This is a genomic window from Ancylobacter sp. TW_SC_1 (genome assembly GCF_056836805.1).
Genome location: NZ_CM166365.1, coordinates 3,051,794 through 3,077,672, shown reverse-complemented (window position 1 = coordinate 3,077,672; position 25,879 = coordinate 3,051,794). Strand labels below are relative to the sequence as shown.

General features: G+C 66.7%; 27 protein-coding genes. 10 read left to right on the top strand and 17 right to left on the bottom strand.

The features are described from left to right. Nucleotides 1–4: 4 nt before the first annotated feature. The 6 genes from AC1PZ7_RS14250 to AC1PZ7_RS14225 all read right to left on the bottom strand — a co-directional run bounded on the left by AC1PZ7_RS14250 (nt 5) and on the right by AC1PZ7_RS14225 (nt 7,635). Complete coding sequence (locus AC1PZ7_RS14250; RefSeq protein ID WP_482355871.1) at nt 5–2,014, bottom strand: terminase gpA endonuclease subunit; 2,010 nt, start codon at nt 2,012–2,014, stop codon at nt 5–7. Then, the gene (locus AC1PZ7_RS14245; RefSeq protein WP_482355870.1) at nt 2,011–2,613 is read right to left on the bottom strand and encodes a hypothetical protein; all 603 of its coding nucleotides are present in this window, start codon (nt 2,611–2,613) and stop codon (nt 2,011–2,013) included. The genes AC1PZ7_RS14250 and AC1PZ7_RS14245 overlap by 4 nt, the downstream gene beginning before the upstream one ends. Before the next feature lie 158 nt (nt 2,614–2,771). Next, nucleotides 2,772–3,311, bottom strand: coding sequence for a hypothetical protein (locus tag AC1PZ7_RS14240; RefSeq protein ID WP_482355869.1), 540 nt, complete (start codon nt 3,309–3,311; stop codon nt 2,772–2,774). A 96-nt stretch (nt 3,312–3,407) separates the two neighbouring features. Next, nucleotides 3,408–4,136, bottom strand: a complete 729-nt coding sequence (locus AC1PZ7_RS14235) for a hypothetical protein (protein WP_482355868.1) — start codon at nt 4,134–4,136, stop codon at nt 3,408–3,410. Between the two features lie 377 nt (nt 4,137–4,513). Beyond that, nucleotides 4,514–6,445 (bottom strand): DNA primase family protein, encoded by a 1,932-nt coding sequence (locus AC1PZ7_RS14230; RefSeq protein WP_482355867.1) that lies wholly within the window; start codon nt 6,443–6,445, stop codon nt 4,514–4,516. Beyond that, nucleotides 6,445–7,635 carry a DUF7146 domain-containing protein gene (locus AC1PZ7_RS14225; protein ID WP_482355866.1) on the bottom strand — a complete coding sequence of 397 codons (1,191 nt, stop codon included), beginning with the start codon at nt 7,633–7,635 and terminating at the stop codon, nt 6,445–6,447. The genes AC1PZ7_RS14230 and AC1PZ7_RS14225 overlap by 1 nt, the downstream gene beginning before the upstream one ends. A gap of 107 nt (nt 7,636–7,742) precedes the next feature. Here AC1PZ7_RS14225 and AC1PZ7_RS14220 point away from each other — a divergent pair, with 107 nt between their 5' ends. After that, entirely contained in the window at nt 7,743–8,051 is a 309-nt protein-coding gene (locus tag AC1PZ7_RS14220; protein WP_482355865.1) for a type II toxin-antitoxin system HicA family toxin, read from the top strand. 42 nt (nt 8,052–8,093) lie between these two features. Beyond that, nucleotides 8,094–8,486 carry a type II toxin-antitoxin system HicB family antitoxin gene (locus AC1PZ7_RS14215; protein ID WP_482355864.1) on the top strand — a complete coding sequence of 131 codons (393 nt, stop codon included), beginning with the start codon at nt 8,094–8,096 and terminating at the stop codon, nt 8,484–8,486. Nucleotides 8,487–8,491: 5 nt separating this feature from the next. On the opposite strand, the gene AC1PZ7_RS14210 is transcribed toward AC1PZ7_RS14215, so the two are convergent. The 9 genes from AC1PZ7_RS14210 to AC1PZ7_RS14170 form a co-directional block, all read right to left on the bottom strand. Then, nucleotides 8,492–10,465, bottom strand: a complete 1,974-nt coding sequence (locus tag AC1PZ7_RS14210) for a DNA cytosine methyltransferase (protein WP_482355863.1) — start codon at nt 10,463–10,465, stop codon at nt 8,492–8,494. After that, nucleotides 10,462–11,052 (bottom strand): hypothetical protein, encoded by a 591-nt coding sequence (locus AC1PZ7_RS14205; protein WP_482355862.1) that lies wholly within the window; start codon nt 11,050–11,052, stop codon nt 10,462–10,464. The genes AC1PZ7_RS14210 and AC1PZ7_RS14205 overlap by 4 nt, the downstream gene beginning before the upstream one ends. Next, nucleotides 11,052–13,688, bottom strand: coding sequence for a DNA methyltransferase (locus tag AC1PZ7_RS14200; protein ID WP_482355861.1), 2,637 nt, complete (start codon nt 13,686–13,688; stop codon nt 11,052–11,054). Before AC1PZ7_RS14200 ends, AC1PZ7_RS14205 begins: the two co-directional genes overlap by 1 nt. Further along, nucleotides 13,685–14,458, bottom strand: a complete 774-nt coding sequence (locus AC1PZ7_RS14195; protein WP_482355860.1) for a hypothetical protein — start codon at nt 14,456–14,458, stop codon at nt 13,685–13,687. Before AC1PZ7_RS14195 ends, AC1PZ7_RS14200 begins: the two co-directional genes overlap by 4 nt. After that, on the bottom strand, nt 14,455–14,688 hold the full coding sequence (locus AC1PZ7_RS14190; protein WP_482355859.1) for a hypothetical protein: 234 nt from the start codon (nt 14,686–14,688) through the stop codon (nt 14,455–14,457). The genes AC1PZ7_RS14195 and AC1PZ7_RS14190 overlap by 4 nt, the downstream gene beginning before the upstream one ends. A gap of 3 nt (nt 14,689–14,691) precedes the next feature. Next, complete coding sequence (locus tag AC1PZ7_RS14185) at nt 14,692–15,162, bottom strand: hypothetical protein (RefSeq protein WP_482355858.1); 471 nt, start codon at nt 15,160–15,162, stop codon at nt 14,692–14,694. A gap of 4 nt (nt 15,163–15,166) precedes the next feature. Next, nucleotides 15,167–15,541 carry a hypothetical protein gene (locus AC1PZ7_RS14180; protein ID WP_482355857.1) on the bottom strand — a complete coding sequence of 125 codons (375 nt, stop codon included), beginning with the start codon at nt 15,539–15,541 and terminating at the stop codon, nt 15,167–15,169. Between the two features lie 68 nt (nt 15,542–15,609). Further along, the gene (locus AC1PZ7_RS14175) at nt 15,610–16,254 is read right to left on the bottom strand and encodes a GcrA family cell cycle regulator (RefSeq protein WP_482355856.1); all 645 of its coding nucleotides are present in this window, start codon (nt 16,252–16,254) and stop codon (nt 15,610–15,612) included. A gap of 2 nt (nt 16,255–16,256) precedes the next feature. Further along, nucleotides 16,257–16,763, bottom strand: a complete 507-nt coding sequence (locus tag AC1PZ7_RS14170; protein WP_482355855.1) for a phage regulatory CII family protein — start codon at nt 16,761–16,763, stop codon at nt 16,257–16,259. Between the two features lie 83 nt (nt 16,764–16,846). On the opposite strand from AC1PZ7_RS14170, the gene AC1PZ7_RS14165 reads away from it, so the two are divergent. Then, nucleotides 16,847–17,065: a hypothetical protein gene (locus AC1PZ7_RS14165; protein ID WP_482355854.1), complete on the top strand. Its 219-nt coding sequence runs from the start codon at nt 16,847–16,849 to the stop codon at nt 17,063–17,065. A gap of 165 nt (nt 17,066–17,230) precedes the next feature. Beyond that, the gene (locus AC1PZ7_RS14160; RefSeq protein WP_482355853.1) at nt 17,231–18,118 is read left to right on the top strand and encodes a S24 family peptidase; all 888 of its coding nucleotides are present in this window, start codon (nt 17,231–17,233) and stop codon (nt 18,116–18,118) included. Here AC1PZ7_RS14160 and AC1PZ7_RS14155 read toward each other — a convergent pair. Then, a complete protein-coding gene (locus AC1PZ7_RS14155; protein WP_482355852.1) occupies nt 18,115–19,023 on the bottom strand; it encodes a WYL domain-containing protein in 909 nt (302 codons plus the stop codon). The two genes, AC1PZ7_RS14160 and AC1PZ7_RS14155, sit on opposite strands and share 4 nt — an antisense overlap. 140 nt (nt 19,024–19,163) lie before the next feature. Between AC1PZ7_RS14155 and AC1PZ7_RS14150 the strand changes: the two genes are divergently transcribed. The 5 genes from AC1PZ7_RS14150 to AC1PZ7_RS14130 all read left to right on the top strand — a co-directional run bounded on the left by AC1PZ7_RS14150 (nt 19,164) and on the right by AC1PZ7_RS14130 (nt 23,568). After that, on the top strand, nt 19,164–19,685 hold the full coding sequence (locus AC1PZ7_RS14150) for a hypothetical protein (RefSeq protein ID WP_482355851.1): 522 nt from the start codon (nt 19,164–19,166) through the stop codon (nt 19,683–19,685). A gap of 386 nt (nt 19,686–20,071) precedes the next feature. After that, nucleotides 20,072–20,218, top strand: coding sequence for a hypothetical protein (locus AC1PZ7_RS14145; RefSeq protein WP_482355850.1), 147 nt, complete (start codon nt 20,072–20,074; stop codon nt 20,216–20,218). Next, nucleotides 20,215–20,868 (top strand): hypothetical protein, encoded by a 654-nt coding sequence (locus AC1PZ7_RS14140; RefSeq protein ID WP_482355849.1) that lies wholly within the window; start codon nt 20,215–20,217, stop codon nt 20,866–20,868. The genes AC1PZ7_RS14145 and AC1PZ7_RS14140 overlap by 4 nt, the downstream gene beginning before the upstream one ends. A 222-nt stretch (nt 20,869–21,090) precedes the next feature. Next, a complete protein-coding gene (gene dnaN, locus AC1PZ7_RS14135) occupies nt 21,091–22,152 on the top strand; it encodes a DNA polymerase III subunit beta (RefSeq protein WP_482355848.1) in 1,062 nt (353 codons plus the stop codon). 52 nt (nt 22,153–22,204) lie between these two features. Then, nucleotides 22,205–23,568, top strand: a protein-coding gene (locus AC1PZ7_RS14130; protein ID WP_482359592.1) for an IS3 family transposase whose coding sequence is annotated in 2 segments (ribosomal slippage) — nt 22,205–22,552 and nt 22,555–23,568 — 1,362 coding nt in all. Because the reading frame shifts where the segments join, the coding sequence is not laid out codon by codon here. Here the strand turns inward: AC1PZ7_RS14130 and AC1PZ7_RS14125 are convergent. Beyond that, complete coding sequence (locus AC1PZ7_RS14125) at nt 23,513–24,442, bottom strand: AlbA family DNA-binding domain-containing protein (RefSeq protein ID WP_482355847.1); 930 nt, start codon at nt 24,440–24,442, stop codon at nt 23,513–23,515. The genes AC1PZ7_RS14130 and AC1PZ7_RS14125 overlap by 56 nt on opposite strands. A 732-nt stretch (nt 24,443–25,174) precedes the next feature. On the opposite strand from AC1PZ7_RS14125, the gene AC1PZ7_RS14120 reads away from it, so the two are divergent. Further along, on the top strand, nt 25,175–25,864 hold the full coding sequence (locus tag AC1PZ7_RS14120) for a hypothetical protein (protein ID WP_482355846.1): 690 nt from the start codon (nt 25,175–25,177) through the stop codon (nt 25,862–25,864). Nucleotides 25,865–25,879 lie beyond the last annotated feature (15 nt).

Sequence of the window (25,879 nt, the reverse complement as noted above, 5' to 3'; positions counted from 1 at the left end):
CATCCTAGGAGTAAGCGCCCCACCTCCCGCGACGGCGTGGCGGGCTCGGCGCCGGCACTGCAGCGGGCAATGCCTCTGGCGCCTGGGCAGGCTCGGCGGCGACCTTGGCTGCCTCGCCGGAAAACAGGTCGGAGGGCGCTGAAATGACGTAACGCGAGCGCAGGGCCGCCCATTGATCCCGCGTCAGGCGCGACAGGCCGAGAAGCTCGGCCATCGCCATGGCGTAGATGCGGGCATCGAGCAGATGGTTGTCCTTGCGCAGCTTCTTCCATTCTTCGTGGAAGCGGCCATTGACCATCTTCTGCTCGAAATACTCCGCCGTGATCTGCTTGAAATACTCCTCGCCCAGATCGGCGTGGAAATGGCAGTAGCCCGGCGGGTCCGCCTCGGCGCCGGCGGCCAGTCCCACGCGGTGCAGATTGCCGTAGAACTCGCCCTTCAGAGCCCAGGTGCCGACGGGCCAGACCTTGCCGCCGCGGAACTTCCTCAATTTGCCGTCCTTTTTGACGGATTTGTTGGAAGGCTGACCGATCGCCGGCACGCCCCGACCCGGTTGCCCCTTGATCGCATGGCAGTTCGCGTGCCGCCGGCACCACTCGATCACCTGCGTCGTCCGGTTACCGTCGCCGGCGTCGACCGCCATCGCCTCGATCCGGCGATCATTGCCATGCGCGTCCTTCCACAGACGCTGATGCAACTCCTCGAGCAGCAGCCAGGCGCCGTCATTCGGATCGTCGGTCGACCCCGCCAGAAACCCGGCTTCCACCGTCCAGCTTTGTCGGTCTTCGGCGAAGGCGACGACATCGTGCCATAGGCCGTCGCCCTGCACGTCGACACCGGCCACGAAGATCAGCCCCTCGGCCGGGATGACGCCGCGCGGATAAGCCTCGCGCCGCTCCATCAGCCGCTGATGGTCCGGCGCGTTGCCGCGCATCGCAAAGGGCAGGGCGAGGGTCAGGTTGGTGTAACCCTTTATGCCCGGCTCGCCCTTCTTCTCGGCCTCCAGTCTGTCGTTCGCGATCGCCTCATAGCTCATCATCAACGAGATGAAGGCGTCGATGTGGAAGCCCGGATGCAGGTCCGGCCCTTCCCGCGTGGCGATGTAGCGTCCGGCACGCACCGCGGCGACGCGCTCCATCTCGCTGATTGTGTGTCCGCAGTTCGGGCAGACATAATAGCTTTTGTGCGGATGCTTCCGGTCGACGTGGAAGCCGCCGTCATGCTGCGCGAACTCGAAGTTATCTTCCGGCGGGCACTCGGGACACCGGATGTTCCAATACCGCTGGTCGGAGCGGCGGAACGAACGGTCGATCCGGCAATGGCCGGGCGCTTCGCCGAGATCGTCGCCGCTGTCGATTTCCGGCGTGGATATTTCGAGGATCTTGTAGGATTTCTGCCGGCGGAAGGCCGTGAAGCGGCCGAAGAACAGGCTTTCCGGGTCGTCGCCGTTCGCCGTCTCGCTCCACTTCGAAAGCTCGTCCTTTACCCCGTAGCGGCACGTCCGCATGGACAGCGCCATCGCAACATTCGCATTTGCGAGGCTGATATAGCCGCCGGCGAACCGCTTCTCGTAGACCGTCGATCCGGCTCCCGAGCGCGCGACCGCGGGGAAGATGATCCGCTTTCCCGTCTCCTTCTGCCACGCGTCGATCAACGGCTGCAGCTTCTGGCCGTTGATGTCCTGCAGCGCGTCGATCCCGGGCACGCCGTAGATGATGTTGTCCGGAGCCACATCCGCGAGATAGAGGCACCACGCCAGCGCGAGAATGGAGGCGCCGGTCTGTTGGCCCTTGCGGATCGTCACCAGGTTGCACGGGTGCTCGATCGACAGACACTGCGCCGGCTCGACCAGATAGGGGGCATCAGCCGCCGCCCAGAACTCGCCCTTCTTCTGCCCGTCCACAAGGATAATGTTCCGAGGCAGCCACAGGGCGAAAGGCACCGGCGGTTGCGGACGGATCGACGCCGCCAGCCGGCTCGCCACCAGATGCAGCGCGCCGGCATGGATCGTCATGTCGGCTCCTCCGCTGGAGCGGGGTCGGCTACCGCGGCGGTCTCGGCAATCTTCGCCAGCGCGTCCGCGATGCTCTTGTTGATGTCGAAGGCGGCGTCGCGCAGGCCGATGCGCACGCCATGCACGCCTTCCTTGGCTCCGGCCAGGGCAAGATCGTCGGCCTTATTCGGCAGCCGCGCGACGATGCTCTGGATTTCGCGGCCGGCGATGTCGAGCGCCATGGTCAGGAGGTCGGCACGCACCAGCTGCTTGCGTTCCTGCGCTTGCGCCAGCTTCTCGCGCTCAACCTTCAGCCACTCATTCTGCCGCCGCGCCTCGTCGAACGAGTCTCCACGAGCATCGAGCCCGGGCGAGGGGGGTGCCAGGCGCGGCGCCGGCACTTTGGCCGGGTTCGTGAACTGTCCCCGGTGATGGTCGTAATGAGCGAGCGAGACCTTGGCGACCCGCCCGCGGCTGTCCCGCTCCACCGGGATGCCATGGCCGGCGATCAGCGACTGCACGACCTTGGACACCGCCTGTTTCGAGATCCCGTCGCGCTCGGCGATCTGGGAGATCGCCCACATGACGCGCGGCCCGCCGCTGTCAACCGGCTGCGCCATCTGTCAACCCTGTCAACTCAAGCTAACTGCCTGTCTCACTGGCGAAATCCCGCGCTCCGCCGGGACCGTGGGGCGTCGGAAAGGGGGTACGGTCCCTAAACCGGGGGGGGAGGGGGCGTTGCCCCGCCGCAACGACTGCTGCGCCGGGGCCACGCCGATCAGCCCCGCGAGAGGAGGAAGGTGATCTGCCGGAGGATGACCGTGGTGAATTCGCCACGGGCGATCTCGGCGAGGAGAGCCTCGTAGACCTGCGGCGTCCGTCCTACTGCGTTCGCTGGGTTCGGGCCGAACAGCATCTCGGTCGGCAGGCGCGCGGCCCCGGTCCGCTTGAGCACGAGGCCGGCGGCCCGCGCGGCGGTGCCCCGCGGTATGAACGCGCCCTCATATCGACCACGGCCGCGCACATGCACACCGTAGGCACGCTGCGACGCGCCGATCTCATTGAGCGGGATGTTCCGGGACCGCACCGTCAGGGTGACGCCGCCATCCTCGAACGCGGAGCGCATCCGCGCCGTGATCAGCTTCTGCTGAACCTTGATGTGGCTGGCGGCGAAGCGCGCATAGTTGCGCTCCACCACCGACCGGGTCCGCGCGGCCGCGCGCCGAAAGGCGACGCGCTGGATATCGGCGGGGAGACGGTCGAACAGGCGGGCGACACGAAGAAAGTCGGTCGCGTCGAAGACGAGTTGCGTGCTCACATCGCCGCCCCAATCGCCAAAAAGAAAGCGCCCGGCTGGGGTGTCCAACCGGGCGCATTTCCGACACACCCAATATCCGTCAAGAGGCGTGCGTCGTCAATTCGGTGTTTTCTTCTTCCGTTTCAATGACTTATCCGGCATCGAATATTCGCGCGGAATGGCCTCCAGAAGGCGGCCGCTTCGTTTCAGCCAGGGTGCATCGTCCGCTTTCGGCCCCGTCACCCGCCAGCGCGCCAGCCGATCCGAGAGCTCTGCCGCCAGAATGCCGAGCGCGGCGTGCCAGACGGCATAGACCGCCCGGCCATACATCACCTCCTCGAAGCTGATCCCCGGCGCGATCTCGCCATCGGCACGCGGCCGGCCGCGACGCCGGGCAATGTCGGCATAGCAGTCCGGCCGGGTGCCGCCCCGCGCGTGCAGCACGAGATAGACCGAGACGGTGATGGTGCGCATGTCGACCCGCGATCCGTCCGGCAGGGTGAGCACGGCGCGATCGCCGGCCACCTTCTCCAGCTCGCCGCCCTGTGCGGCGATCAAGGCACGGTCGAGCACCGAAACCTCGCTCCCCTCGGCGGACGGTGCGTAATAGGCATCGTCGAGGGCCAGCACCGCCGCGTGGACCAGAGCCGCATCATCGCAATCGCCCGGCAGCAGCTCGACATGCGAGGTGCGTACCACGGCGCCGAGCACGCCGACCCGATCGACGGCGGCCCAGCTCGTGCCGAGCACCGGCCGATCATCCGCCCTGGCAGCGGCGACCCTGTCGGCCTCCATGTCGCGATAGGTCCAGCCCAGCAGGTCTTCGATGTCGATTGCCTGTTTCACCCGCTTCTTCCTCATTAGGGAGCCTAGGGAGCGTAGGGAGGATAGAGTTTCCCATAACACCCAAGTCTCGGCCGCTCTTAACTGTATGACTTCACTCAACTATTCGGAAACAATGGGAGTGTAGGGAGGATAGGGAGGAAAAAACGCCCGCTACATGAGAGTGTTTTCTGAAGCGCAAGAGGACACCTCTCGCGCTCTCTTCTCTCTCACGCGTACCCGCGCCATACCCTCCCTAGGCTCCCCAGTCTCCCAAGACGCGCCGCAAACCGTTGCCCCTGCTACCCCGAGTGCAGCGGCGCCCTGTGAACCGCTACCCTCCCTTGCCTCCCCAGCCTCCCGACATACCGGCAGGCAACCGCCATCCTCCCCACGCGCGGCTAGCCGTAAGGGGTGCGAGAGGGGTCGCGCGGTTCGTAATCGGGGCGGAGGCGGATGCCGACATAGATCGAGAGCGAGCTCTTGCCCTTCTCGAAGCCGAAATCGTGCGCGGTCTTCGGCATGCGCCGGGCGAAGGTGGTAGCCGCCAGCGGCGTCTTGCCCTCCTTCTTGCACCAGATGCCGAAGGCCTCGTAGAGCGTGCCCTGCTCGACCACATCGTGCGGCTGCCGCGTGATGTCGACGGCCGATCGCACGAAGGCGCCGAGCGGGTCACTCTCCTCGCGATATTCCTTCGTCGCCGCCATCACGGCCTCGGGTGGCTCCAGCCCGCCGCAGTTGAGATAGTCGAGCGCGCCCTCGATCATCCAGTTGAGGATGCCGGGCAGTTCGCGTTTCAGCTTGTCCGGCAGGCGCTTGTCGCGCTCCTCCTTCGGAATCTGCACCTCGAACGGCACCAGCGAGACGCGGCGCCAGATGCCGTCATCATCCCCCCGGATCACCGGCTTGCGGTTGCAGGAAATGGCCAGCTTGAAGCGCGGATAGACCTCGATGAATTCGTGGTTCAGCCGCCGCACATTGATCGGCTCGCCGCCCGTCAGGTCCTTGATCAGGCTCTCGTCGAGCGGTAGCCCCTCCTTCGGCTCGGCCGAGCGCACGAAGCGCGCCGCCGGCAGGCGGATGAGGTCCGGTGTCGCCTCCGATCCCTTGCGGTTGTTCTCATTCACCAGGCTCATCACCGGCACGCTGGTGGCGTAATCGCCCATGAGGTGAGCGACGATGTCGACCAGGGTGGATTTGCCGTTCGAGCCCTCGCCGAAGAAGATGCAGAACATCTGCTCGGTGGTGAGCGCGGTCAGGCAATAGCCGAAGAAGCGCTGGATATAGGCCCGCACCTCGCCATCCGGCAGGATACGCTCCAGCATGGCATGGAAGACCGGCGCCGAGGCCTCCGGGCAATGGAAAACCGGGGCGAGCTTGGTGATGAGCCGCTGGCGCTCATGCGGCAGGATGGAGAAGCGCCATACCTTGCGGGTGCGCACCGCGTCGGGGTCGGGGCATTCCGGGTCCGCCTCCTCGATCTGGCGGAACAGGATCGTGCCATTGAGCACGTTGAGCGCCAGCGGGTCGGCATCGAGATCCTGCAGGCCGCGCACCAGATAGGGCCGCGCCTCGCCGAGCATGCCGTCGAGCTTTCCGGCATTTCCGGAAGCCGTGGCGAAGCGGCGACGCTGCGCCTTGCGGCTGGTCCACGCCTTCTCCGCCACCCCGCCGCGCGCGACGATCACCTTCGCCGCATCCGCCTCGCGCCTCAGCGCGAATTTGCGCTTGGCCTTTTCCTTCTTCGAGATGTCGAGGTCGTCGAGCTCGTTCACCTCATGCGGAATCTCGTGGAGGCGCAGCGCCGCCTCGGCTGCGAGCGCCATGGCTTCCGCCTCGCGCGGGGTCGGCGCCATCACGAAGGCCTCGAGCATGATGGCCTCGGATGTCTTGTGCGCGAGCGCTCGCACATCGTCCTCGTCATCCTCGGCGCGAAACCAGCGCCGAGCGTCCCAACGATGCCAGCCGAGATTCGGCACATAGGCGAGGTCCGCCCCGTGGCGATGCCGCAGGCGCCGCCCGTTGCCGATGTCGTTCTGTGGCTCGCCGGCACAGGAAATCAGTGTCGGGTCATCCGGCGCGAAGCCGGGCGGCGGACCTTCATCGCCGTCGAAGGGCGGCTCGCCGCCATCACCCGCGCCGCCATCGTCATAAGGGCTGTCGTCGGCGGGGAGCCGCTCGGGCTGTTCGTCCCAGGCACCGTCGGCCTCGCCCGCTTCGCTCCCCAGCCGCGGATCGGGCGTGCCGGGGGTAGCCGGGGGCGTGTCCGCCTCCTCCGGGAACACGGCGGCGACGATGGCGGTGTCCGGGTCGATTTTCGGGTGATCGTCCATCAGTCCACCTGCTCGGCGAGCGGCATGCGCATGTCGTTGAAGTCGTGGTCCGGCTCCGGCCAGGCGGTCGTGATGTGCCGGCCTGCGCGGGCGTGACGCGCCTCGGCGCGCTGCATGGCGAGGCGGGTCGAGAACGGGTCGCTGTCGCCGTCGGCCAGCAAGCGAAGGTCCGTCACGCTGTCGGGAATGGTCACCGCCTTGCTGTCGAGGTTCGGCACGGCGCCGGGCACGCGACGCGTCCGGCCGGCGGCGTCCTTCAGGGTGGGGTGGCGCTCGGTGCAGCCGGCCAGGGGCGCGCCGGCGAGATTGCCGAGGTCGCCTGCGGACCAGAAGGCGATGCCGTCCAGCGATCGGCCCAGCCGACGCATGGCGGCATAGATCGTGAGCACGGTCTCGATCCCCTCGCCGATGACCAGGCACCAGGGCGAGGCGCAGCGCAGCAGCTCGATCTGCCCGCCCTGCTTGGTGCCGCGCATCTTCTTCGCCTTCAGCACCTCGCCGGTTTCGGGGTGGACGATCAGCGCCTTGCCCTTCGGCTGGGTCAGGTCGATCCAGGTAATGTGCAGGCCGGTGAAATGCCCGTCCGGCGCGGTGATGGCGGCCAGCATGGCGGGGCCCCGATGGATCTCACGCCAGTTGTTGCGCCCGCGCGCGTCCTGCCCGTCGGGGATGAGGTAGGACATGTTGGGCATGTAGCGCAGCCGCGCCGTCGGCGGCGCCACCACGGCGCGCAGAGCGAGATAGGCCTCGACAGGCGTGCCGGTGATGGTGCCGGCGCCGCGCCACCAGCGGAACAGCCGCTCGCGCTCCCGCTCGCGAAAGGCCGCGCTCGCGGCCTCCTGCTGCCGCAGCTTCTCGGCGGCTTCGCGGGCGCGGCGGGCCTCCTCGGCGGGGTCGACCTGCTGCGTACCGCCGAGCCATTCCACGGCGGCGAGGAAATCCTTGTGCTCGGCCTCCATCACCAGCTTGATCACGTCGCCGCTCTTGCCGCAGGCGGCGCAAATCCAGCGCTCGGCGTTGCATTCGAACGAGGTCGAATCCTTCGCCATCCGGTCCTTGGAGTGGATCGGGCAGGGGCCAACCATCTGCCATTTCTTTGAGGCTGCACGCCGCAGCGCCACCCATTTGCCGGCGATCGTGGTCACCGGGTTGCGGGCGCGCAGATCTGCGAGTGCGGATAGCGAGATCATGATCCGCGCACCTCGATTGCCGGGTGCAGATCGAAGGGCACGAACCTCCGTTTATGGAATGAAACGACGGGGATTGACCCGCGCATTCCAGAAGCGAGGCAATCCAAATGAAGAACGAAAAGGACAAGCGTGTGTATCGATACACATTCTTGATTGACAATAGCGAAGCGCGTGTGTATCAATACACACATCAACGGAGAGGGCAGATGGGCCGCAGTCAGCACACCAACAAGCGCCGCGAAGTCGAAAAGAGGCTCCGCGCCGAGGGTTGGCAGATCGTTCGCACCGGGCCGGGCGATCATGTGCAGTACAAGCACCCCACCAAGCCCGGCCGCGTCACGGTCGACACCGGCCCCAGCGACATCCCGACGGGCACGCTGAAATCCATCTACACGCAGGCGGGCTGGGAGTGGTGAACTCCCGGCCTCGCTGACGGCCAAACGACCATGGAGGGTCACATGGACTACGCAATCGGCATCATCCACGAGGAAGACGGCGCGTTCGGCATCTCCTTCCCCGATTTTCCGGGCGTCATCTCCACCGGCACCACGCAGGACGAGGCCGTGCGCAAGGGCGAGCAGGCGCTCGCCCTGCACATCGAGGGTATGGAAGAGGACGGCGTGGAATTCCCCCGCCTCCGAGGCTACGCCGATCTGTTTGACACCGACCCTCAGGCGCTTGTCGGCGGCGTGGCAGTGCTGGTGCCGGCGCAGATTCCTGCACGCTCGGTGCGCGTGAATATCACGCTGGACGAGTACCTGCTCTCGCGCATCGACGCAGCGGCAAAAGCCGCCGGCGAGAGCCGCTCTGCCTATCTCGCCGCAGCCGCGAAGGAACGCATGGGACGGTAGGCTCATCATTCCGCTCCCACCCATTCGGGAAAGTCGACCGACAGCGCCACGGTCAGCGGCTGCACCCAGATCGGATCGGCCGAGAGCATGAAGCTCTCGCCTGCCCAGGCGAGCAGCAGGGTGCGCCCCATGACGGAGGCGATCGCGGCGGCGGCATCTGGCGGAACGGCGTTGCCGATGCGCTCGCGCCACGCGGAATCGGAGCGGCCTTCAAGCGTGAAAAGCGCTTCCGGATCGATCAGGCTCTGCAGAGCGGCGAGTTCGAGCGTCGTGAAAGGCCGGTGCCAGGTGCCGTCGAGCGCACGGATGACCGCAACGAGGTTCGTTGCCGCCTCGGGCAGCGTCGCGATCTCGGCGACGACCGCCTCGGGCGTGCGCGGATCGGCAACCGACCAATGACCGTTGTTGTTCTTCGCGAAGGCCGGGACCGCACCGCTGCTCTCTTCCCAGCCCGTGACGCCGTAATGGCCACCGGTGAGATAGTCCTTCCGGTCGTCTCGGCTCAGCGCCGCCGGCCGAGGATCCGCGACGCAGAGCGCACCGGAGCCCACCCGATCCGAGCCTATGACGGCCTTGGACGGATTTTCCCAATCCTGCACGGCCATTTTGTTCTGGTGCGTGCCATCGGGGTATCCGGTCCGAGGATCCGCGACGGCGAACGCGCCGTTGCCGGTGGTCGACGCGCTGATGACGACGCCTGACGCCTCGTCCATGCGGGTGACCCGGTACTTCGTCTGCTTGTAGTCGTCGCGCTCGGCGGGACGCGGGTCGGCGACAGCAAGGCCCCCGGCCGGTCCGCCCGGGCCGGCGATGGCTGGCGACGTCCCGTTCCATGGCACGATGCGGAACACGTTGTTGAACCGCGGGGGGCCCTCCATACGAGGATCCGACACCGCGAACCCGCCTTGGCCGGGCGACTTCACGTTGATCACGGCGCCGGTGGTATCGCTCCAATCGCGGACGCCGAAGTTGCCGTACTGCAGCGCGCCGTTGGGAGCGCGCGGGTCCGCCACTGCGAAGGTGCCGTTCGTCGGGAGGCCGCGACTGGTCACCGTGGAACCGGTGTCCGACCATCGGTTCACGCCCAGCATTCCACGGTGCCGGTCACCCTCGGGCGCGATGGCAAAATCCGTGAGCATCCCGTCGGCGACATTCAGCCGGTTCAGCGAGCGCCAGTCCGAGCCGGCCTCGACGAAGGCAAGTCGGACCCACGTCTTCCACTGCAGCGAGGGAACGCGGTGCATCGGGCCGCCGCGCCCCTCGTCGCCCGGGAGCGGGAGCTTGTCGAGGATCTCGCCAACACCGCGCAGCCGGCGCTTGGGCGGCTCGTACAGGAACGGCGGCACCTTCTTGGCGTGGCGCGCCACCATCAGGAAGCGCTTGCGGCTCTGGCCCAACCCGCCGATGACGCCGCAGTCGTGCGTCGTCTCGGCAACGATATAGCCATAGCTGCGCAGCAGCGCGACGAGCTGGTCGACGAAGTGACGGCCGCGAGTGGCGATGCGCGGCACGTTCTCGAAGATGAAGAACTCCGGTGGATCGTCTTTCCATGCTTCCAGCGCCAGCCACAGGCCCCGGAAGCTGAGGCTGTTGAGCGCCGTGTACTTCGTGGTCAGGCTCTTGGTCTCCGACAGCAGGCCGGAGAAGCCCTTGCACGGGAAAGAAGCGAAGACGATGTGTGGGCGCTCGCCACCTGCCGCGCGGTGATAGTCGGCCGTGGTGGCCTCGCGCCAGTCCGCCGGCGGCTCCTTGCCGTGGTAGGCGACATACTGCCCGCGGTCGAAGAGGTCGATCACGGTGCCGGCGACGCCGGCGGCGCGGGTGAAATCCCGGATCGCCGCCGCGTCGCTGTCGATGCCGCCGATGCAGCGGAACTTCGCCCGCATCGAGCCGACGCGCGCCTGGCCCTTGTTGAAGCCCTTAGCGCCCCCGCCGAGGCCGCAGCAGATGTGGAAGTGGCGGATTTCGATGTCGGTCATGCCGCGCTCCGCCGCTTCAGCATCGCCAGGATGCGAGGATCGACCTGCGAAAGATCCGGCAGGCCACATACGCGGTTCTTGCCCTCGCGCAGATCGGCAAGGCTCACATAGGCGAGACCGGCGATAGGCTCGCGATGCTCCTGACGCCGCAACTCACCCGTCTTCGGATCGGTGTAGCGCCAGCCGACATTGACGTTGTCGACCTCGACCACGGGTGAGCGACCGGGTGTCAGCCATCCCACCGTCCGGCCGGAGCGCGCCTCGACGGCAGCGTCACCAACAACATCCACCCTTGCCGTGGTGCAGCACATGGAGCCCGAACATTCGAAGCCCTTGTGCGAGACGAGCACATGATCGTCGGTGACCGGCGCAACGAACAGAAAGCCGATCGTCGGCGGGTTGGCACGCCTCACTTCCTCCGGCGCGTCCCATGGCAGGTCAGGCCAGATGGGGCTCGGATGATGGGTGATCATCGCCGCGAGATCGATGCCGGGTTCCGGCTGGGCCATCTTGCGCGGGAACAGGCAAAGGATGCCGTCGATCTCGCAGATGGTGTCTCCCTTACGGCCGCGAGCCGTGCGCACCATCACTCCGCTGCCTCCCGCTGACCTTCGTCAGCTTCCACGGTCAGCAGGTCGAACAGGCTCGGCATCGCGGCTTTCTGCGCCGCCGCCTCGCAGTACTTCATGCCGTCGCGGAAATAGGTCGGCGAGAGCTCGACACCGTAGCCGCGCCGCCCCTTCAGCAGGGCGCGATAGGGCACCGTCATCAGCCCGCCGAACGGGTCGAGCACCAATTCGCCCGGCTGGGAGCGCTGCACGATCTCGCGGTCGACGATGTCGAAGGGCAGCGGGCAGAGGTGCTTTTCCGCTCCCTTCTGCGCCTGCATCGTGTTCAGCGAGAGCATCTGCGCCCCGCCTGTCACCACCTCGCCGTGCCAGGAGTGCACCGGCAGCAGCGCGAAGTCCGGCGGCAGCTGGCCGACAAGCTCGCGCGCCTCGGCGATGGCGACGTGGTGCTCGAAGTCGTAGACGCTGGCGAGGTTGAAATCCTTCCACAGCCGATAGGCTACATCGGCCTTCAGCCCGACCAGCTCGTGCGGCATCAGCGTGCGGTCGCCGGACGAGCGCGTGAACGGCGCGGCATCGAGCTGCCAGCGGGCGCGGCTGTAGCCGCCGGCGTTCTTCCAACCGGAACCCGGCCCCTGCCGGATCTCGATGCCGCCGTCGACGACATCGCTGACCGCGCGGCCGACGGCCTCCTTCTTGTCCTTCCGCACCTTCTCGTCGGCATAGCCGTCGCTGCGGTCGGTCGGAGGCTTGCGAAAGTACAGCATGTATTCCGGCATGCCGCAGCCCATGCGGGTGCCGTCCTTGCACTGTTCCGACCAGCCGAGCCGATAGGTCTGTGCATTCTCCCGCACCACGTCGGTGACGAGCGTCTTCCGCCCGATGAAGGCGAAGCCGTGCCGCACCAGATGCGCCACCGTGGCGTCGGAGAAGGGGTAGACCGTCTGGAAGCCGAGCCCGGTCATGCCACCGGGAATGATCCGGTCCTTCACATGCAGGCAGGCATTGCGGCCGGGTTTCAGCACGCGCAGCAGCTCTGGCGTCAGGAAGTCCATCTGCCGCCAGAAATGTGCATTGTCGTCTGTGTGGCCGAAGTCGGCGTAGTTCGGCGAATACTCGTACTGCGTCGAGAACGGGATCGAGGTGACGATCAGGTCGACGCTGTCGGCGGGCAGCCGGCGCATTTCCTCGACGCAGTCATTGTTGACGATTGTGTAGCCCTCGCCGCGCGCCTCGACGCGCTCCACACCCATGGCGCGCGTCATCTCTTCGGCCATGGCGGCCCGCGACAGGCCGTATTCACGGATGATGGCGGTCATGATGGCGACCTGCTCCTCGTGCCGGCGCCACTTCGCCTCCAGCTCCTCACGCACCGCCCGCTCGGCCTCGGTGTAGATGAGGTCGATGCGGACGGTGCGCCTCTGGCCGAAGCGCTGGATGCGATGAATCGCCTGGATGAAATCGTTGAATTTGAAGCCGATGCCGAGGAAGACCGCCCAGCAGCAATGCCGCTGGAAATTGCAGCCCGAGCCGGCGATGACGGGCTTGGCGGCGAGCTCGGCGAACTCGCCATCCGAGAAGCTCAGGATGAGCCCCTCGCGCACATCGAGATCCTGCGTGCCGTAGACTGCGCGGGCGGACGGGATAGCCGCCTCGATCGCCCGGCGCTCCGCCTCGAGATCGTGCCAGAGCAGGCGATGCGCCGCCGGCTCCTCTTCGCGGATCTCCATCAGCTTCGCCACACGGGCCGGCAGGCTGTCGCGCTTCTCCCGCGCTGCGCCGACGACCCCTATGGCGACGTCGCGGAACATCTTCGTCTGGCCGTCATTCTCGGTCCCGGCCGCGGCGTGGTCGGAGACGATCTCGTGCCAGCGCACGTCGAGCGGCGGCAGGTCGTAGCCCTCATCCGAGAAACCGAGATCGGAGGGTTTGGAGACGAACAGCGCCCAGGAGGCGACCCACAGCCAGAACTCCCGCTCCTTGTGCGGGTGAAGGGTCAGCTCGTCGGCCTTCTCCGAGTTGCGCTTGAAAAACCGCGTCTTGGCCTGTCCGACATCCATCACGCCGAGGAAGGCGGCATAGGCCAGCAGCTCGATGAACTCGTTCGGCGAGGGTGTGGCGGTCGCCACGAAGCGGTAGGGCACCTTGTCGAACAGCCGCATGAACTCGCGGAAGGTCTTGCTGCCGCCGAATCCGCGAAGGCAGCTCGCCTCGTCGAGGCTGGCGATGGTGAACAGGTTCGGGTCGAGCTTCCCGTCCCGCACCGTCTCGTAATTGGTGACGTAGATGTGGTCGCCACCACCGATCTCGGCCGCGCTGCGGATGAACTTGAGTGAGACCGCGAAATCACCGTGGAAGCGCTCGCGCGCGTCGCGGAAGAACTCCTGCCGCACGCCGAGCGGCAGCACGATCAGCGCCTCGCCGCCGATCCGGGCCTTCAGCACGCGGCAGAGCTCGATCTGCGTCGATGTCTTGTGCAAGCCGAAGCTGGCGAATACCGCCCGCCGCCCGCCCATTGCGGCCCATTGCACGATGGCCCGGGTGTGAGGCTTGAGCGCCGGATTGATGGCGTCCAGGGGCACATCCACCCCGGACACCTCCGCTACCGGGCGCTTCGCCTCAAGGAAGTCGCGATAGGCGAGGGGAGCGTTCACGGCCGCGCCCCCACGATGTAGCGCGAGCGCTTGATGCCGATAGAGGCGTCGCCCCGCCAATGCGAGCGGACAATCTCAATCTGACCGAGCCGAACGCGAACGAAGGAACGGCAGAAGTGCAGCGCCCGCGCGCCCGTGAGGTGTGCCGATGCAGGAGCACTGCCCGCCGCATCATGCGTGTTCACGGAGAGCAGAATCTCCGTCCACGCATGGAGGGGAAACGAGCCCGTCAGCCCACGGCGGGCATTCAGCGCCCGCTCGAAGCTACGATCAGGCTGATGCTGCCGGCGATTGACAACCTTTGGCGAATTGATGATCGCAAGGGCTGCGTAAATGAAGGCACGGCACAAGATGTCCGCAAGGTCGCCGCCCTGCCTATGGCTGCCCTTCGGAACGGCGCCTCTAGATGTTGCAAGAGTAAGCCGCTCAAGTTCGCAGGTAGCCCACCTCTTCTTCGACGTGTGGGAAGCGGCAATGACGCGGGCATATGTCCCATCATCGCCCTGAATGAGCAGGAACCCGCACCGCTCTCCCCGATGGTGTTCGAATTCGATCCACGTCTTTGATGCCGGGAGAAAACCCAGCATTCCGACAGTCTCATTGTCGCCCTCGATGCGTCCGGCCAAAACGGCGATCAGATCTTGAGCGGCAACGACGTCGAAGAACTGCGCCCCTGGCAACAGCTTACACAGCGCCAGTTGATCCGCCGCGTTCCTATTGGCGACCGGCTTCAACAGATCGCCGGCGATCTCGCGCGCGAAAGGTGTCACCGTCCCGCCTCCCGTGCCGCGCGGGTCATCCGCGCCCATTCCTCCGGTGACCAGATGCCGGCGCCGTCCTTCAGTGCGCGGGCCACATAGGCCCGGCTGATGCGCAGGCGCGCGGCGATGTCCCAGTGCGGCCGGCCGAGCGCGTTGAGGTGCCGGACAACTGGCACCACCCGCTGCCAGCGGCGGCGATGGCTGAAGATGCAGGCGGGGCAGGGCGTGCGCGCGAGCATGCATCAGCCCTTCGCCGCAGAAGCCGCGCGCTTCAGGAAGGCCGCCCGCGAGCCGCTATCCCAGAACACCGGTGGCAGGCTGAGGACGAGCGTCGCCTTCCGGCCCAGCTCGCGGATCTCGTATTTCACGCCGATATTGGCGTAGGTGATGTCTGGCCAGCGCTCGACATGCGGCAGCCGCACGCGCCAGGTGCCCCGGCCCTTGGCCGTCACCACTTCCAGCAGTTCGAAGCGCCCGCCCGGGTTCGGCACGATGGCAAGCTGGTGGGTGTTCGCCCCCTGTCCGAGACGGATGTCGACGCGGTGCGTCTCCATCCGCAGGAGCTCCACCACATCCTTGCGCAGCAGCACCACGCCGCGCGCCCGGCTGCCGCGCACCTTCATCAGGCCGAAGCGCACCGGCTCCTTTGTCGGGGCCGCCTTCACCTCCGGCTCGAGGTCGAGCCAGCTTCCTTCGTCGGCAATCGCGGCCATCACGTCACCACTTGGTTCGGGCGCCGAGATCGGCGCACATCGCGGCGGGGGAGCCGGCAGCGCCGGCGGCGGGGGCGAGGCGGTGCCAGTTGAGCCGCCGGCTGTCACAGGGGCCGGGTACGAGATCGGCCGGCGGCGCAGGTTTCCCCGCCACGGAATGCACGGCCGTCAGCGCGGCGATCAGCGGGTCGGTCCCGCCCTTCACGCGGCAGTCCAGCGGCCCTTCCTCGTCGGAGGAGGGCGCGCCAAGGCCGATGAGAAAGGCGCGCTGCTTCACGGCGTCGGGCGAGCGCCGGCCGAACCCTTCGGCCTCCATGATCCCGGCGATGCGGGCATAGCCGAGCCCGGCGGCGTGCAGCCGTCGCAGACAGGCGTCCATTTCCGGGGTCCACCCCCGGGACGCGGCCTTTCGATGCGGGCCGGGCCCCCGGCGCGGGGATTTTGTGCTCATGCCCCACCTGCCAGCAGTTCGCACAGGTCCGGCTCGTTCCCGGCGCGCCCCTCGCGCTCGCTGTCCGGCTTCGGGCCCGGCCGGCTCACCCCGTCATGTCGGGCGAAGCTGCCGGCGTAGCGGGCGAGCGGCCGCCCGACGGCGGGCACGCGGGTGTGACGGTAATGATGCGGGCAATAGCTCTGGCCCGGCTGGACGGGAGCGCCGCACACGAACGCCGCGCCCGCCTTCGGCCGTGCATTGTCGGGCCACAGGGGGAAGCGGCACTGCGTTTCCTTCGCCATGAGGAAGGCAACGCGGCCCGTGTCCGGGCCGGCGGTCGCCGCCGCAAAGGCAGACGTGCGGTTTCTCGGCGCCGGGGAAGCGCGGAGCACGGGCGCCGCCGGGGCGGGCGCAGCGGGCCGCGCGGTCTCGGCCGGCGCCGGCTTCGGGCGCGCCTCGGCTGGCCGGACGGCCGGCGTGGCGACGACGGTCGCGCCGTGCTGAAGGCCGAGCCGGTGCGCGCGCCCCGCCACGGCATTGCGCGAGCGCGCGGCGAAGCCTTCCTCGGCCAGCTTCAGCGCGATCTGCGCCAAGGAGAGGCCGTGCCCGTGCAGCGCGCGTGGCCTCTCGTCTTCTGTCGTCGTCCACGGACCCGCCATGTCTATTTGCCCCCGTCATCGGGGAGGTCGGCCAGCTTGCGGGCGATGCCGGCCATCACGTCGAGATGCGCGGCCTTCTCGCGAAACAGGTCGCGACGCTCGGCGGGCGTCACCCGGCCGTCCTGCAGGGCTTCGGCAAGCCGCGCCTGGAAGCGCGCGGACGAAGCCGTCACCTCGATCAGGTCGCCCATGTCGAGATCCTCGCGCGGGTCGTCATCGGCGATCGGCACCAGCCGGTGCCCGGTCAGCGCGGCGAAGGCGCGGGCGAACACCGGCTTCTGCGTCAGGAACTCGACGAGGAAGGCGACCTCGATCGGCATCAGGTCCTTGTGCGCGTCGCCCTGCCAGCGGCTGATGGCGCCGGCGGAAAAGCCCGTCAGCTGCTCGACGCGCTGCGGGCCCGTGGAGCCGGACACCGCGCAGGCCACGACGGCGACGCGGGTGGTGTTCTTGATCAGGGGGATCAGCCCATCGGGCAAAGCGGTATCGGTCACGAAAAAAGCCCTCATGCTTTTTCGTTGGGAAAACGGCGTCTCGGTGCGACGGTCAAACCCGTCAGATCACGGGACCGGGCTCACGGCGGAGGGCGGGCATGCAGTGTGAAAAGGACCTCGAAAAACAGGGTGACGATGCCGGCTCGCCCAGCCTGCTGGCCGATCGCCGCGAGACGCTGCGCCGTGCGCTGGAGCGGATGCTGCGGATGGAGAAGGCGAGGGGCGCGCATGGTCAGGCCGCCTCCCCGGACGCGGCGGGTGGCGAAGGGGCGGGGCGCGGCACGTCCGCCGGCCAGGAAGCACCGTCCGGCCAATGATCGGAAAACCACCTCATCGCCCGCTCGAAATTGGCCGTGTAGAGATCGCCGCCACCGGCGACACGCGCCAGTGCCTTGCCATCGTTGAAGATCAGCGTCGACACACGGGCCCGCGACAGCTTGCAGGCTGCGCAGAAGGCATCGGCGACCATGACGAGTTGCGAGATGAATGACATGACGTCGGGAATGTGCGGGGAAAAACCCGCTACGTCAACCGCCAAAAGCGGGTTTTTGGACGCTATGGCCGAAACCGAAGCGCGGGTATTGTCCCGCGACATGATCCAGGGCGAGGAAATCTACAAGCGTATTCAAGGCCGAATGCAGAAGCTCGGTCTCTCCGAATACGCCATCAAGCAGGCGGTCGGCACCGACCTCGTGCGCTCCGTCCGCACCGGTCTGGCCAAAGGTACCCAGATCGGGGTATCGTCGCGCACCCTCAATCGGCTTGCCCCGGTGCTGCACACCACGCCTGAGTGGCTGCTCACGGGGGAGGGGGTGGAGGATACCGGGATCGCGCGGGAGACGCCGCTCGTCGATCCCGACAGCGAGCCCGCACCCGTTCCGAACGTCGAGTTCCGGCCGGGTGAAGCGAGTACCGTGGAGCCGGCGGACGTCGGCGTCCCGCTGCTGCGCTCCTTTCCCCGCGACGTGCCGGTGATGGGCACGGCGGCCGGCTCGATCATCCGGCGGGTGGAGGGGTTCGCCTTGGAGCGGGAAATCGTCGATTATGTCCGCCGCCCGCCAGCCCTTGCCAACCGCCCGGACGTTTACGCCCTCTACATCAGCGGACTTTCGATGGAGCCGATGCACACGCACGGCGACCTGCGCTTTGTCGACCCCCGCACCAGGCCCCAGATTGGCGACAGCGTCATCGTCGTCACCCGCACGCATGACGACGATCCCGGCCAAGCCTATATCAAGATCCTTTCGCGGCGTGTGCGCGGCGCTGTTGTCCTCAAGCAGCTGAACCCCGAGGCAATGATCGAAATACCGGAGAGGTTCATTCTCCAGATGCATCGGGTCATGTCGATGAACGATCTATTCGGCGTCTAGCCCGGTGATGTGCCGGCAGGCGAGAAACCGAGGGGCGACAACGCCTTTTCGGCGCGCCGCTGCGCCCCTTCGCCGCCGAGAACGACAAGCCGCGCGGCGTACTCTCTCACCAGAGCGGCTTCACGCCCGCGAGGCGCCATTCGTGCAGTCGCGGCGGTCGCGTCCGCGAGCCGCACGCGCATGCGTGAGATCTCGAACGCGGCCCGCTTCGCACTCCATGACTGTCCGGCGAGTTTCTTGCCGCCGATATCACTGCGGGCACCGATGAAGGCCAGGAGAACCTCGTTTTCCGCCTCGGTCAGATCCCTGTCCGCCATAGCTATCCAGACCAGAACGCCAAGGCTTGAGCGCACTCTCGCCATTACGGAATCGTGCGCCGGGTTCGTCCGCTTTGCTTCCGGCAGATCGTGAGTAAAATACGCGGGCGCATCGCCGATGCGCTCATCGGTGTCGGCGTGCCACGCCCGCGAGATGCGGTCGACCCGAAAACTGCGGCGCTCGTCTCGCAGCAGGCAATGACCATTCAGATATGGGCGCCCCCCGTACTCCTCGATCACTTCGAGCACGATCGTCCGGTCGGTAACAACGCCGTCGGAGTCGACATATTCGAGCCGAAACATCTCCGGCGACCGGCTGGCACTCCAAAGGACCCGATGACGCGCGTATGGAGAGTCCAGCCCCTCGCCCGTGGACGGCTGGAGACTATCGAAAACAGTGCTGCCCCCGAATTTCTGCTGGCGCGCCTGCCGCAGAAGTGTGTCCCGGTCCTGACTTTCCCAAGAAGCAGCCTCGCTGCGAACCTCGCGAGGAGCAGGCCACGCCGAGCGGCGGGCGGATTGGCGGGAGCGTAGCAGCAGGAAGAGGCCAAACGCGGCCGCCACCAAAAGGATAAGACCTACCCACATGCCTTTCCCTCCCGTGAGAGCGAAGGATCACCCGGGCGTGCTGCTCGGGTGAAGGCGGGAAAAAACCCGCTCACACTGTTGACGCGGGTAAAAACCCGCTATAGCGTTCCTCCCAATCCGACGCGATTGGGAGCGACCCCATGCATTCCTCCGGCCATGAAACGGCGTTGAAGGCCTTCTTCCGCCGCCACGAACTCGCTTTGCCTCCCGAGACCACCTTCGGCGCCGGCCTGCCGGCTCTGGCCCGCCACGGCCTCGTGCTGCACCTGGCCGGCCAGCTGATCGCCGCCGATTATGCCTCGCGCCTGCACACCGATCGCTCGATGGAGATCGGCGCCGCGCGCTTCGCCGAGGCCGAATGGAATTATGGCCTCGGCGTCGCCGGCCTTGTCGCCCGTGCCATCGAGGACGTGATGGCTGGGCGCGCCGACCACAATGGCGCCGGCGTGGACCGCATGGCCTTCCTGATGCGCCGTCTGGCCGGTGCCGGCATCACGGTCGATGCCCATGCGCTCGCCCGCGAGGGTGTGCCGCCGCACCTCATCGTTGAAAATGGCGGCGAGGCCGCCGCGCTGGCCGAGGCGATCAAGGCCGCGCTCGGCGCCTGGGACGCGGCGCGCACCAAGGCGGCGCAGCCGCTGCTCACGGGGGAAGCGGCGTGATGTTCCATCGCCCCCTCGCACGTCTCGCCGGCATGCTGCTCGGCTCCGTCCCGTCTCTTTTTCTCGGGGCCAAGACGCCCGGCCGCGCTTCGCACGCTGCTGCGCCGGCTCCGGCGGGGGCCCTGCCGCGCTCGCGGGCGGTGTGGCCGCGCGGGGCCGGCATATCCGAGGCCGCGCGATACTTCGCGCAAAAGGATCTGGCGCCGGGCCGCTCTTCCTCCATCCGCAAGCTGCAGCGGGCGTTTCGCATCGCCGGCCGCTCCTTCGACACGGGGAGGGGGCTTTGATCCGCACCCTGCTTCACGAGACGGCCTCGCTCGCCGCCATCGGCCTGTTCGTCGCCGCCATCGGCGTGTGGGCCGGCATCCTGACCGGAGGCGTGTGACATGACCCGTCTCGCCTCCCGCCGCAGCATGGCCCGCACCCTGGGCGAGGCCGCGCTCATCGGCGTCGCCATCCCACTGCTCGCCGCGGCGCTCGGCATCGGCATCGTCCGGCTGGGCTTCGTCATCGGCGCGTGGGTGGCCTCATGAACGGCGCCCCCGCATCCATTTCCTGCCGGCAGCCCTGGGCGCAATCGCTGCGCGGCAACGCGATCGACCTTCTGCACCCGCGCCCCGACCAGATCGACTTCCGCGAGATGGCCGACGTGCTGGCGCAAGCCGTTCGCTATGCCGGTAATTCGGTCCAGACGGTGTCGATCGGCCATCACAGCCTGATCGTGCTGAAGGCCGCGCGCCAGCGCCGGGCGAGCTCGACCCTGCAGGCGATGGCGCTGCTGCATGACGGGCACGAATGGGTGCTCGGCGACTGGACCACGCCGGCCTCGCAGGCCATCGGCGCCGTCGCCGAGGAGGTGTACGGCCCGACGGCGCGCCATATCCACGCCGGCGCGCTCGAGGAGCTCAAGCACCGCCACGACCGCGCCATCCATGCCGCCGCCGGCCTGCCCATGCCGACGGCCGAACAGCGCGCCATCATCACCGAATGCGATCTCGTGGCGCTCAACACTGAGCGCCGCGATTTCCTCGCCCCCTGCGAACGGCAATGGACGGTCGACGCGAAGGCGTTCCCGCCGCTGCACCGCCGGGAACCATGGATGCCGCCGGCCGAGGTGGCGGCACAGCTTTCCCGCGCCTTCCGCAACCTGCTGCCCGCGCTGCGCGACGGCACGGCACGCTGAGCCGCACGGAGGTCCGCATGAGCCTCGCCTATGATCGCCTGCGCCGCCGCCAGCTGGCGGAGGAATACGCCAAGGCACGGCGCAAGCACGCGCCCCGCGCCGATGTCGCAAGCCGGCTCAAGAAGCTGACGCTGCGCCTGCTGCGTGGCGAGGTGGCGGAAGAAAAAGCCGCCGCCCGGCGCCTTCTCCGCCCCTGGCATGGCCACCCGACAGGATCCCACCATGAAACTCACCCTCGAACGCGCGCCCTTCCTCGCCGCGCTCCAGCGCGCGCACCGCGCCGTCGAGCGCCGCAACACCATCCCGATCCTGTCGAACATCCTGCTGCGCCCCACCGATGGCGGGCTCACCCTCATCGCCACCGATCTCGACATCGAGGTGCGCGAGACCATCAAGGCGGAAGGCGCGCACGAGGGCGAGGGCACCACCCTGCCGGCGCAGACCCTGCTTGAGATCGTCCGCAAGCTGCCGGAGGGCGCGCAGGTGCAGATCGAGCTCGTGGGGGACGCGGGCACCGCGATCCTGCGCGCCGGCCGCTCGCGCTTCTCGTTGCAGACGCTGCCCAGCAGCGAGTTTCCCGATCTCGCCGCCGTCGAGAGCGCCGCCGCCTTCGCGCTGCCCGGCCACTGGCTCGCCGACGCCATCGCCCGGGTTGAGTTCGCCATCTCCACCGAGGAGACGCGGTATTACCTCAACGGCATCTATCTGCACCGCGACCCCGGCGGCTCCGGCAAGTTGCGCCTGGTGGCGACGGACGGTCACCGCCTGTCGCTGGCCTCGCTCGCCGTCGACGACCTACCGGAATTCCCGGGCGTCATCGTGCCGCGCAAGGCGGTGAGCGAACTCAGGCGCATGGCCGAGGCGGCGGACAAGGCCGCCCTCGCCATCGAGCTGTCGCCGGTCAAGCTGGCCGCCGCGCTCGGCTCTGCCCGCTTCACCACCAAGCTGATCGACGGCACTTTCCCGGATTATGGCCGCGTCATCCCCGCGGGCAATCCTCATGTCGCCACCCTGCAGGCGGAAGAGCTGCTCGCCGCCGTCGAGCGCGTCGGCACGGTGGCGAGCGAGCGCGGCCGTGCGGTCAAGTGCGGCTTCTCCCGCGCCGGCCTGGTGCTGGAGGTGACCAATCCGGATGCCGGCTCGGCCTATGAGGAGGTCGAGTGTGCCTATGCCGCCGAGGAACTGCAGATCGGCTTCAACGGCCGTTACGTCGCCGATGTGCTGAACGCCACGGCGAAGACCGGCCCCATTTGTCCGCCGTCAGCACCAATGGCACAGATTTGAGGTTGTGATTTAAGGAGGGTTGGGGCTTCGTCGTAGTGACGAAGGAACGAAGATGAAGGCCCAACCCTCCTTGAAAAAATCGCCGACAAAGGCCCCTGCTGAGCGTGTTGTGAAGGATATTCGGCGGCAGACGCGTCGCCATTTCTCGGCCGAGGACAAAATCCGCATCGTGCTCGATGGGCTGCGCGGCGAGGACAGCATTGCGGAGCTGTGCCGCAAGGAAGGCATCGCCCAGAGCCTGTACTACACTTGGTCGAAGGAGTTCATGGAAGCGGGGAAGCGCCGCCTGGCCGGCGATACTGCCCGCGCGGCGACCACCGGTGAGGTCCAGGATCTGCGCCGCGAAACCCGTGCTTTGAAGGAATGCGTGGCGGACCTGACGCTGGAAAACCGGTTGCTCAAAAAAAGCATGATTGCGGATGGGGGCGACGACGAATGAGGTATCCCGCATCCGAAAAGCTCGAGATCATCCGGATCGTGGAACAGTCGCACCTGCCCGCCAAACGCACGCTCGACCAGTTGGGCGTCGCCCGTCGGACGTTCTACCGCTGGTATGACCGTTATCTTGAGGGCGGGCCGGAGGCGCTGGAGGATCGGCCATCGGCGCCGAGCCGGGTGTGGAACCGGATCGGCCGCGACATCCAGGATCAGATCGTGGAGATGGCGCTGGAGGCGACCGACCTCAGCCCCCGCGAACTGGCGGTGCGCTTCACCGACGAGAAACGCTACTTCGTGTCAGAATCCGCGGTTTACCGCCTGTTGAAGGCCCAGGATCTGATCACCAGCCCGGCCTATGTCGTGATCAAGGCCGCCGATCAGTTCCACACCAAGACCACCCGGCCGAACGAGATGTGGCAGACTGATTTTACCTACTTCAAGATCATTGGGTGGGGCTGGATGTACCTGTCGACCGTCCTCGATGACTTCTCGCGCTACATCATCGCCTGGAAGCTGTGCACCAACATGCGGGCCGAGGACGTGACCGACACGCTGGACCTGGCTCTGGCGGCTTCCGGCTGCGACAGCGCCACGGTGCTGCACAAGCCCAGGCTGCTCAGCGATAATGGTCCCAGCTACATCGCCGGCGAACTTGCGGAATACATTGAGGCCCGGAAAATGAGCCATGTGCGCGGCGCCCCGATGCATCCCCAGACCCAGGGCAAGATCGAACGCTGGCATCAGACCCTGAAGAACCGCATCCTATTGGAAAACTACTTCCTGCCCGGCGATCTCGAGGCCCAGATCGAGGCCTTCGTCGAACACTACAATCACCAGCGTTACCACGAGAGCCTGAACAATGTGACGCCCGCCGACACCTACTTCGGAAGGGCTCCGGCGGTCATCCAACAGCGTGAAAGGATCAAGCGACAGACCATCGAACATCGGCGCTTGCAGCACCGCAAGCTCGCCGCCTAACATCAACCCCCAGACGAGGCCCGCACTCCGCTAATTTACCCCGCGAGTTGCGCCAAATGTTCTGACGACGGACAATCGACTGGATCTCGGCAACGGCGTCGTGGATCAGGTCATAGAGAGGTCCGGAGATCGTGATGTTCTTCTTGAGATGCTCGCGCTCGGGGACGATCTGACGGGTGTCATAGAACACGATCTTGATCCCGCACCGACGGGGGAAGACGGCTTGCGGATTTTCGTTGAAGAGAAGGACGCCCGCGGAGTTGGGCACGTAATTCTTCCGATCGATGAGACCCTCGTTTACGCAAAACGCCAGAGGTTCCTGCGGAGGGGTGATCTCCGCGCAGAACTCGGCGAGGACTTTGGAGTCGACGATGTCCTCCGCGATCAGATTGGGAAGCAGGGTATCCTCGTAGCTTGCCGCGCCCTTGGCGAAGGCGAGCGCCGTCACCTTTGCCGGATCGGTTACGGGGAGGGATTGTGCGCCTCTGCGCTGATAGACCTTGCCGTCGGCGGTGGTAGATACATTCACGCTTTTGGCAACGAACACGCGCAGGACGACGTTCGGGTAGGATTCTGCCTTCAGGAACTCGTGGCGGAAGTCGATCGCCGGGCTGAGGTTGAAGAGCGCCTGGATGTGACCGTTGAAGTCCTCCGGATTTGGCAGGCCCTGCCAACGTTTCGTGACGTCCGATTCGTCCTTGTCGTCCGCAATGCCGATGACAATTTCGCCGCCGTCCGCGTTGGCGAAAGCGACGGCGATCTTCTGTACGCCTCGCCCGTCGATTTTCGCGGCCTTGCGGTCGAAGAAATCGCCTTCGACGCGGCCGGCTACGGCGATCGCATCTTGGCGCGTCACATTAATGTAGTCGTCCATGCGTTCCCCCGCCGACTCATGCTGGTAATAGTGAGCACCCTGCTTGTCAGAGCAGCAAGTGCGGTTGGACGCGAAGCGCGTCCTGCTGATCCAATGCATGTGGAAGATCTCTGTTGGACCTGATGGCTGGAAGCAGGGGTCCCACTGGAAAATATCCTAGGGCGGATGGACACCTTCGAGATTTAGCCTTGATCGCCGGCGGATGAGTTGCGGCCACGGTACAACTTGGGCTTTTGGTCTCGGAACGAGCCCCAAAGAGGCATGTCCGTTTCTGCGCAATCGCCCCATGATAGGTTGTGGCGCAAAGATGCCGTTCGCACGGGCGTGCCGAGATGGCTGCTTCGGGTCACCTGCCGACCGGCCACTCCCGCCGCTCCGTCCGCTGGAGTAGGGCCGGTGTCTAGGATAGGCTCTGTCACACAGTGTTCGACGGTCTCTACGAGAGCGACTGACATCGAGCGTGTAACGTAAAGCTCACCGCGAAGGCCGAGTTTTTCCCGAGTTGTGCCGGAGGGAAGATGGTAAGTTACTATGGCGACAGGCGATTATCTAATCCGTCCTATAGCCTTCTAAGCGGCAGGTCGCTGGTTCGAGCCCAGCCGCGGTCGCCAGCCATTTCATTGACGTTCCGAGCTGTTTCGGCTTTCCCTAGCGCGGGGCCGCATCGGAAGGCGGGCCGGACGGTGAGCTTCCGGTTTCAAATGAGCCGCCGGCCATGAACGGGAAACGCTTGTGATCGTCATCATCGGCGGCATGCAACGCAGTGGGTCGACCTTCAGCTTCAACGTTGCCCGCGAAGTGCTGGCGCGGCGGGGGACGCTGCATCAGGAAACCGGGAACGACATTCTCGAAGCGGTGGATGCAAGCGGCGGCGCGGAGAATGTCCTGCTGAAGTCCCACAGGCTGAGCAACGCCTCGGTACGCCTCGTCGAACTCGGCGCCGTCACATCGGTCTGCACCATTCGCAAGCCGGAGGACGCCATCGCCTCATGGATGGAGGTCTTCGGATTCGATCTCGCCGACTCGATCGGCGAGATGAAGGCGTGGCTGCGCATGTTCGACCGGATCCGTGCGAATTCGCTCGTTGTCGATTACGATGTCATCGACCGGCGGCATCGGACCGCGGCATGGCGCATCGCTCGCCACCTTGCCCCCTCGGCTTCTCCGTTCGAGGTTTTCCGGATCGCGCGCCGCCATTCGAAGGCGGCCGTGAAGGCGATGGTGGATCGGCTCGAGAAAGCCGGCGGCGACATCGTCGACATCGGCTTCAGCCAGTACGACAAGGCGACCTTCTATCATCGTCGGCATGTCTCTTCGCTGGTCTCGCGCGGCGCGGCCGAGCGTCTTCCCATCGACACGGTGAAGCGTATCCGGGCCGCGCTCGGCGATCGCCTGGACGCCGAGGGGCGCCTGCGCTGGTAGAGCGCGCGCGGCTCT

Coding starts and splice junctions, on each gene's coding strand:
- AC1PZ7_RS14180 (WP_482355857.1), bottom strand. CDS start 15,541: ATGGACGCCTGTCTGCGACGGCTGCACGCCGCCGGGCTCGGCTATGCC.
- AC1PZ7_RS14170 (WP_482355855.1), bottom strand. CDS start 16,763: ATGAGGGCTTTTTTCGTGACCGATACCGCTTTGCCCGATGGGCTGATC.
- AC1PZ7_RS14215 (WP_482355864.1), top strand. CDS start 8,094: ATGGACTACGCAATCGGCATCATCCACGAGGAAGACGGCGCGTTCGGC.
- AC1PZ7_RS14125 (WP_482355847.1), bottom strand. CDS start 24,442: ATGGACGACTACATTAATGTGACGCGCCAAGATGCGATCGCCGTAGCC.
- AC1PZ7_RS14155 (WP_482355852.1), bottom strand. CDS start 19,023: ATGTGGGTAGGTCTTATCCTTTTGGTGGCGGCCGCGTTTGGCCTCTTC.
- AC1PZ7_RS14225 (WP_482355866.1), bottom strand. CDS start 7,635: ATGATCTCGCTATCCGCACTCGCAGATCTGCGCGCCCGCAACCCGGTG.
- AC1PZ7_RS14140 (WP_482355849.1), top strand. CDS start 20,215: ATGAACGGCGCCCCCGCATCCATTTCCTGCCGGCAGCCCTGGGCGCAA.
- AC1PZ7_RS14245 (WP_482355870.1), bottom strand. CDS start 2,613: ATGGCGCAGCCGGTTGACAGCGGCGGGCCGCGCGTCATGTGGGCGATC.
- AC1PZ7_RS14205 (WP_482355862.1), bottom strand. CDS start 11,052: ATGGTGCGCACGGCTCGCGGCCGTAAGGGAGACACCATCTGCGAGATC.
- AC1PZ7_RS14175 (WP_482355856.1), bottom strand. CDS start 16,254: ATGGCGGGTCCGTGGACGACGACAGAAGACGAGAGGCCACGCGCGCTG.
- AC1PZ7_RS14160 (WP_482355853.1), top strand. CDS start 17,231: ATGAATGACATGACGTCGGGAATGTGCGGGGAAAAACCCGCTACGTCA.
- AC1PZ7_RS14250 (WP_482355871.1), bottom strand. CDS start 2,014: ATGACGATCCATGCCGGCGCGCTGCATCTGGTGGCGAGCCGGCTGGCG.
- dnaN (WP_482355848.1), top strand. CDS start 21,091: ATGAAACTCACCCTCGAACGCGCGCCCTTCCTCGCCGCGCTCCAGCGC.
- AC1PZ7_RS14185 (WP_482355858.1), bottom strand. CDS start 15,162: ATGGCCGCGATTGCCGACGAAGGAAGCTGGCTCGACCTCGAGCCGGAG.
- AC1PZ7_RS14220 (WP_482355865.1), top strand. CDS start 7,743: ATGAAGAACGAAAAGGACAAGCGTGTGTATCGATACACATTCTTGATT.
- AC1PZ7_RS14230 (WP_482355867.1), bottom strand. CDS start 6,445: ATGGACGATCACCCGAAAATCGACCCGGACACCGCCATCGTCGCCGCC.
- AC1PZ7_RS14150 (WP_482355851.1), top strand. CDS start 19,164: ATGCATTCCTCCGGCCATGAAACGGCGTTGAAGGCCTTCTTCCGCCGC.
- AC1PZ7_RS14210 (WP_482355863.1), bottom strand. CDS start 10,465: ATGACCGACATCGAAATCCGCCACTTCCACATCTGCTGCGGCCTCGGC.
- AC1PZ7_RS14190 (WP_482355859.1), bottom strand. CDS start 14,688: ATGCTCGCGCGCACGCCCTGCCCCGCCTGCATCTTCAGCCATCGCCGC.
- AC1PZ7_RS14165 (WP_482355854.1), top strand. CDS start 16,847: ATGCAGTGTGAAAAGGACCTCGAAAAACAGGGTGACGATGCCGGCTCG.
- AC1PZ7_RS14145 (WP_482355850.1), top strand. CDS start 20,072: ATGACCCGTCTCGCCTCCCGCCGCAGCATGGCCCGCACCCTGGGCGAG.